Below are 7,027 nucleotides of genomic sequence, written 5' to 3' on the forward strand. Positions count from 1 at the left end.
GCTCGCCGTAATCCCTCAGTGCACGGACCATGGTGAGGCTGACGGGCAGCGTGGCATTCACATCCTCCTTGCCGGTGGAGGTCTTGATGAAGTCAGCACCCGCCTGCATGGCCACCATCGAGGCCTTGTAGACGTTGCGCAGCGTCTTGAGATCGCCCGTGGCGAGAATGGCTTTCATGTGCGCCTCGCCACAGGCCTCGCGCATGGCGGCGACCTCGTCGTAGAGCGCGGCCCAGTCCTGCAGGAGGACCTGGGCGCGGTGGATGACGATGTCGATCTCCTTCGCCCCCTGCTCCACCGCATAGCGGATTTCGGCGAGGCGCTGCGGCAGCGGCGTGAGGCCCGCGGGGAAGCCGGTGGCCACCGAGGCGACGGGGATACGTGAGCCTTCCAGCGCCTTCACGGCGGGGGCCACCATGGCGGGATAAACGCAGACGGCGCCGACGGTGGGCATGTCCTTGAGGCCCAGCGCCGCAACAATATCGTCGCGCAGCGGGCGCCTGGCCTTGGCGCAGAGGCGGTGGACGCGGCCCGGCGTGTCGTCACCGGCGAGCGTCGTGAGGTCGATGCACTGGAGCGCCTTCACCAGCCATGCGGCCTGGTAGTTCTTCTTCACAGAGCAGCGCGCAGGGAGGCTCGCCGCGCGTCGCTCCGCGGCGGAAAGGTTGACCTGCACGTCTTCGAACCAGTCAAGCGTTAGTGGCGCTCCCGGATTGCGCGCAACCGAAGCAAACCCATACGACGCACCCACCGGAGTACTCTCGTTCATCTTCATACACTCTCTCAAACTGTGCTGCTGCCAAGCTGACGCGACGCGAGGCGGTGCGACAGCGGCCGCAGCGCCTCTGTGGCTTCCAAATAATCGATCAGCAGATTCTGATAGGCGGCATGAGCCTTGGCGTCCGGCACGATCTCTACCGTGGGCTGGCGGACGGCGGCACTTGCCTCGAACAAGTCAGCCGCGAGGCCCGCGCCCGCAGCGGCGGAGGCTGCGGCGCCGATGATTGTGAGGTTTGGCTCCCGCGAAAGATGGACAGGCATGCCGATCGCGTCCACCGTGGCCTGCAGCCACAGGCGGTTCTTGCCATAGCCGCCCGAAGTCACGACACGGTCGACCGGGACGTTCAGCTCCCTTACCCGCTTCAGCACATTGGCTGATGCGAGGGCCACACCCTCCACCGCCGAACGGTAGATTGCCGCGCGGTCGTGCCCCAGAGAGAGGCCTAGCACCGCGCCGCGCAACAGGGGGTCGCGGTAGGGCGTTCGGTTTCCCATGAAATAGTCGAGCGTGATGAGACCTGTTGCACCCACCGGAATGCGGGCTGCCTTCTCGTAGAGTTCAGCACGGCCCGGCGCATCAAGCTCATAGAGATGGCTGGCGAACCAGGACAATACCGATCCCGCCGAGACTTGCCCCGCTTCGACCAGCCAATAGTCCTCGACCAGTGCGTGCGGGTAAGGGCCCCAGAATCCATACATTGGACGCTGCCGGTCTAACTGAAAGAGCTGCACCACGGAGGTGCCGCCGATCATCAGCATGTCGCCGGGCTTCAGTGTGCCGGCACCCAGCATGCCGATATGCGCATCGATGCCCCCCTGCACGAGCAGCGGCCGGTTACCCAGCCCCAGATGTTCCGCTGCCGCCGTCGTGAGCGCACCGATGGCGCCGCCCACCGGCAGGATCTCGGGCGGCAGCTTCGCCTCGAGACCGGGAACGCCCAGCTCCTCGTAGAGTTCGGAGGGAAAGCGCCGCTCGACGGAATCATAATTCCACTTGCAGGTGGCATTCATGCGGGATCCGACCCAGCGGCCGCTGAGCAGGAAGTTCACGTAGTCGAGGCACTCGCAGATAATGTCGGCTCCGGCATATAGCTTCGGCTCATGCTCCTTGAGCCACATGGCCTTGGAGATCAGCCACTCCGAGGCATTGCTGCCGCCGACGTAGGCCATCACCGAATTGCGCGAGGTGGCACTGCGCTCGGCCTCCGCGGCGGCGCGGCAATCCATCCAGAGGAGTGCGGGGCAGAGCGGCATGCCATCGGAGCGACAGGCGACGACGGTGGAGGCGGTGGTGGCGACACAGATCGCCTTGATCTCCGGCCGTCCCAGCTCCGCCATCAAACCGCGCGACGCGCGGCCCAGCGCCTGCCACCAGTCGGCAGGTGACTGCTCGGCCCAGCCGGGATGCGGGTAAGCGGTGGCATAGGCCTCCTCCCGCTCCCCCAGCATGCGGCGCGAACTGAGGTCAAAGACCCCCAGCCTCAAGCCGCCGGTGCCGAAATCAAGCCCGAGAAGCAAGGCCATCTGCGTCAACCCTCCTGCGTCACGGATGGAACATGATCTTGGAGAAGAATTCGGACTTCTTGCGGATCTTTTCGAACATCGCGGGCAATTCGCTGATGGGCAGTTCATGCGTTATCATGAACTGCCACCGAAGCCGGCCGGAGGCGAGCGCGTCAAGCGTCACCGTCCACTGCCGGCCCGGATATGGGGCGCCGAATGAATTCCACGCCCCGTGCAGCGTCACCTCCTGGCGGAGGAAGTGCTGGAACGTCTTGTTCTCAACCGTCACCTCCCCCACCGGGATGCCGATGAACACCACATGCCCGCCCGGGCCTGCGAGGTTGGCGGCAACGTTGATCGAGGAGTTATGTCCCGCCGCCTCGACGATGAGGTCGCACTTGAGGCCCGAGGGCAAGCTGTCGGTGACGAAGAACGTGTGGGTGGCGCCCGCCTCGCGCGCCTGCGCCAGCTTCTCGGGTGCGACGTCGATCGCTACCACTTCCGTGCAGCCCAAGAGCTTCATCCACTGGATTGCAAAGAGACCGATCGGCCCGCAGCCGATGACGCCACCGCGCTGGCCGGCGGTGGGCGGCGACTTCCAGATGGCATGCAGCGCGATCGATGCAGGATCGATCATGGCCGTGGCGCGAGGGTCCATGCCCTTCGGCGCCTTGAGGAGGTTGCCCGCCGGCACCGTCACGTAGGAGGTATAGGCACCGTCGCGGCGGCTGCCGAAATAGTCATAGTCACGGCAGCGGGAGAAATTTCCCGTCTTGCACTGGTCGCATTCATTGCAGGGGATCAGCGGCGCCACGCCGCAAAGGTCACCGACGGCGAAGCCCTCGACGCCCTCCGTCACTTCCTCAATGTGGCCACTGAACTCATGGCCGCAGATGATGGGCATGCGGTGCGCGCCCTTGACCAGCATACGCGGTATGTCGGAGCCACAAACTCCGACGGCCGCAACCTTCAGCAGCACCTCCCCGGGTCGAGCCATGGGGCGCTGGACATCCTCGAGGCGAATGTTACCGGGTGAATGCATAACGGCGGCTAGCATGATGTCTTGTCCTAATCGAGTTGACGGGAAATGGCATCGGCAGTGATGATGGAATCGCGCACGATGTCGACGGAAAGCGGTACGGGTACCTTCCAGATGGCGGAACCGGGTGCAAGCGCCGCTTCGGCAACTATGCCCAAGTCCGCCATCGTTACATTGGAAAGATTGAGATCGGCAAGCCGCGTGGGCAAACCGAGGGAGCGGCAGAAGCGCACGACCGATGCGATTTCATCGTAGGGCCTGCCCTCGAGCACGAGCAGGCAGATAACGCCGAATGCGACCTTCTCGCCATGGAAGTAGCCGTGCGTTTCGTCGAGCACCGTAAGTCCGTCATGGATGCCGTGCGCGGCGGAGACACCGCAATTCTCGAAGCCGAGCCCGCTCAGCAGCGTATTGGCCTCGATAATGTTCTCCACGGCCTCCGTGAGCGCACCCCGCTCCACCGCGCGCTTGGCGGCAAGTGCATCGCGAATGAGCACCTCATGGCAGGACTTGGCGATCGCAATTCCGGCGGCGGCGGGTGGCATGTTCGGCGAGACGAGATTGTTTGCGTTGGAGCCAAGGTTGGAGCGCGCCTCGAACCAGGTGGAGAGCGCATCGCCGATGCCGGCAACGAGGAAGCGCGCCGGTGCCCTAGCAATGACAGCGCTGTCGACGACAACAGCATCCGGGTTGCGCGGCAGGAAATGCGATTCCTGATAGACGCCATGGCTGTCATAGCGCACAGCAATGGCGCTGCAGGGTGCGTCCGTCGAGGCGATTGTCGGAGCGATCACCAGTCGCGCCCCAGTCTTGATTGCCGCCATCTTGGTGGTGTCCGCGGTCTTGCCGCCACCGATACCGACAGCAACCGCCGCTCCAACCATGCGGTCCGACACACGGGCGATCTCCTCGTTGCAGCATTCACCGCAGAAGCGCTCCGCAGCCACCTCGATCCCGGCGGTACGCAACGATGAGGTGATCGCCTCGCCATGGTTGTCAAAAATGAAGCTATCCATCAACACGAAGGCCTTGCGGCCAAGCGGAAGCACATGCTCCGCAAGCCGGGCAAGTTCGCCCGGGCGCTGAATGTATTTCCCGGGTCCGCCGAAGCTGCGGCCGAAATCCCGTCGCCCGCCCCCGCTCTTCAAGTCAGGCATGTTAGTATCTCCATGTGCGGCAGCGGCAGGCGCCACCGGATATTTGCTTAGAAGCCGCTCACCACATATCCGCCGTCCACCGGCAGCGTCGTCGCAGTAACGTAGGCCGCGGCCGGAGAGGCAAGGAACAGTGCCGTTCCCACGAGGTCGTCGACGCTACCCCAGCGCTTCAACGCCGTTTTGACGCGGATCTTTTCCGCCGGCACCGGATCGTCCCACAGAGCCTTGGTCATGTCCGTCTTGTGATAGCCAGGCGCGATGGCGTTGACGCGGATCCCATCGGGCCCGAAGCGATGCGCCAAGGCACGGGTAAGGCCGAGGACGCCCGTCTTGCTGGCGCAGTAAGCCGGCACCGAGTCGTCCGAGAGATAGGAGAGCATGGAAGCGATATTGATGATCGAGCCGGGCCCCGCCTGGAGCAGCGGCCGCGCCGCCATCGAAAGCCGCATGACGCTATTGAGGTTGACGTCGATCACGTCGAGGTAGCCGTCCTCCTCCCATTCCGTCCCCGGACGGGCGATGCCGGCGGCGTTCACCAGCACGTCGAGGCGGTCCATACTGCCAATGAAAGCATCCACCGCCGGGCGGCTGCGCACATCGAGCGCGGCGAAACTGATGCCGCGGCTGTCGGGATGCGCCCTAGCCTTCGCCATCTTGGCATCTGAGGTTCCCGTCGCGGTGACCGTGGCGCCCATGGCGGCGAAGCCTTGCGCGATAGCAAGCCCGATGCCGCTCGATCCGCCGGAAACGAGCACGCTCTTGCCTGCGAAAAGACCCGGCTTAAAGCTTTCGATAATCTCGCGCATGCTACTCACCAGCAAGTATAGCCGGCGTCCGCCGATACGATGGAGCCCGTCATGAGGCTTGAGGCGTCGCTCGCAAGGAACAGGATAACCGCGGCGATTTCGGACGGCTGGCCCATGCGGTTCATCGGCGTTCCGCCCAACCAGTATTTGATCATCTCCGGGTCGTCATAGACGAACTTCGTCAGCTCGGTCTCGATGTAGGTGGGGGCCACGGCATTGACGCGCACATTGCGCGTGGCCCATTCCGCCGCGAGCGAACGCGTGAGATGGTGCACGCCCGCCTTGGAGGCATTGTATTGCGCCTGTTCTTGCGGGCGGTTGACGATGTCAGCCGACATGGAGCCGACGTTCACGATGTTGCCGCCGCCCTGCTCCAGCATGGCGCGGCCGAAGGTACGGCAGCACCAGAACACGCCGTTGAGGTTAACGTCGATGACCTTGAGCCAGGTAGGATCGTCCATCTTCTCGGCCGGCTGGTTGGAGATCGAGATGCCGGCATTGTTGACCAGGATGTCAACCCGGCCAAGATCACGAACAATCTCGGCATGCACGCGCTCCACCGCGCGCGGGTCGGTCACATCGAGCGTGGCGCTGGAAATCTTGCGCCCCTTCGCGGCGAGTTCCGCAGCCGCCGTCTTCGCCGCTTCACCGTTCATGTCGGTGATGACCACCGCGGCCCCAGCTTCGCTCAGCGCGTCAGCCGTGGCAAAGCCGATGCCGCGCGCTGCCCCCGTCACTACGGCAATCTTGCCGTCCAGCCTGAATTTCTCAAGATACATGGGTCAATCCTTCGAAACAACGTTGTCGGTCAGAAGCGCGTCAAGAGCGGCGTAGAGTGGTTGGCTGTTCGCGTAGATGCGGTTGAATACCGGCTGCATGCGGGCATAGGTCTCCACCCAGCGGGGGTTGGGCTTCACTTCTGCCGAATAGCGAACGAAGCGCGAGATGGCCGCCTGCACGCCTGGGAACTGACCAAGCGCGGTCGCCGCCATGGCAGCGCTGCCGATCACACCGCACTCCGCCTCCGCCGGCACGAGAAGGGGAACGCCATAGATGCTCGCCTTGATCTCGAGCCATAGCGCCGTCTTGGCGGCACCACCCGAGGCCATGACGCGCTCGACCTTCTGCTGCGCCGCCTGCTCCATGACACGGAGGTGCCGGGCGCCCGCGAAGGCCACGCCCTCCATGATGGCGCGGTGAAGGTGGGCCAAGCCATGGCCTGCGCCCAGCCCGAAGAACTGCGCACGCGCATTGCGATAAGCGCCGAGCCGTTCGCCTGTAAGAAAGGGCAGAAAGAACAGAGCATTCGCCCCAGCAGGTGCCTCGGCAGCCTTGGCCACGATATCTGCATAGTCAAGCGTCTTCTCGTGGAAGGCACGCCGTGCCCAGCGCATTGCATCGCCGCCGCTTTCGAGAAGAACGAATGGCCCCCAGTTGCCTTCGATGGTGGCGACATTGCTGATCTCAGGGTCGAGCAGCGGCTTTTCTGCGATGAGAGTGAGGATAAGCGAGGTACCGCCGACATCCGAGACAAGGCCCGGCCGGCAGGCGCCGGACCCGAGCAGTGCAGCAGTATAGTCGGCAGCACCGACCAAAACTGGGGTTCCCTCGCGCAAACCCGTCTCGCGCGCGGCTGCGGCGGTGACGTTGCCCAGAATATCAAGCGGCTCGCGGATCGGCGGCCGCTTGGAACTGTCGATGCCGAGCAACGGCTACTCGAACGAGACCGCGGTGTTCGACGC

Annotated in this window: 6 protein-coding genes and 1 pseudogene; all 7 read right to left on the reverse strand. The window is 64.2% G+C overall.

The features are described 5' to 3' along the window. Positions 1-769: deoxyribose-phosphate aldolase (gene deoC, locus WCJ41_RS19350; RefSeq protein ID WP_336907478.1), on the reverse strand; the 769-nt coding region annotated here is incomplete at its 3' end. 14 nt (positions 770-783) lie between these two features. After that, on the reverse strand, positions 784-2,304 hold the full coding sequence (locus WCJ41_RS19355; RefSeq protein WP_336907479.1) for an FGGY-family carbohydrate kinase: 1,521 nt from the start codon (positions 2,302-2,304) through the stop codon (positions 784-786). 19 nt (positions 2,305-2,323) lie between these two features. Then, positions 2,324-3,280 (reverse strand): galactitol-1-phosphate 5-dehydrogenase, encoded by a 957-nt coding sequence (locus WCJ41_RS19360; protein ID WP_336907480.1) that lies wholly within the window; start codon positions 3,278-3,280, stop codon positions 2,324-2,326. 71 nt (positions 3,281-3,351) lie between these two features. Continuing rightward, positions 3,352-4,479, reverse strand: a complete 1,128-nt coding sequence (locus WCJ41_RS19365; RefSeq protein ID WP_336907481.1) for a glycerol dehydrogenase — start codon at positions 4,477-4,479, stop codon at positions 3,352-3,354. A gap of 47 nt (positions 4,480-4,526) precedes the next feature. Further along, positions 4,527-5,285, reverse strand: coding sequence for an SDR family oxidoreductase (locus WCJ41_RS19370; protein ID WP_336907482.1), 759 nt, complete (start codon positions 5,283-5,285; stop codon positions 4,527-4,529). Positions 5,286-5,290: 5 nt separating this feature from the next. Continuing rightward, a complete protein-coding gene (locus WCJ41_RS19375; RefSeq protein WP_336907483.1) occupies positions 5,291-6,064 on the reverse strand; it encodes an SDR family oxidoreductase in 774 nt (257 codons plus the stop codon). A 3-nt stretch (positions 6,065-6,067) separates the two neighbouring features. Beyond that, positions 6,068-6,991, reverse strand: a pseudogene (locus tag WCJ41_RS19380) (FGGY-family carbohydrate kinase); the annotation flags it as partial. Positions 6,992-7,027: the final 36 nt, after the last annotated feature.

The organism is Aestuariivirga sp. (assembly GCF_037139295.1).
Taxonomy (GTDB): Bacteria; Pseudomonadota; Alphaproteobacteria; order Rhizobiales; family Aestuariivirgaceae; genus Aestuariivirga.

Coding starts and splice junctions, on each gene's coding strand:
- WCJ41_RS19375 (WP_336907483.1), bottom strand. CDS start 6,064: ATGTATCTTGAGAAATTCAGGCTGGACGGCAAGATTGCCGTAGTGACG.
- WCJ41_RS19365 (WP_336907481.1), bottom strand. CDS start 4,479: ATGCCTGACTTGAAGAGCGGGGGCGGGCGACGGGATTTCGGCCGCAGC.
- WCJ41_RS19360 (WP_336907480.1), bottom strand. CDS start 3,280: ATGGCTCGACCCGGGGAGGTGCTGCTGAAGGTTGCGGCCGTCGGAGTT.
- WCJ41_RS19370 (WP_336907482.1), bottom strand. CDS start 5,285: ATGCGCGAGATTATCGAAAGCTTTAAGCCGGGTCTTTTCGCAGGCAAG.
- WCJ41_RS19355 (WP_336907479.1), bottom strand. CDS start 2,304: ATGGCCTTGCTTCTCGGGCTTGATTTCGGCACCGGCGGCTTGAGGCTG.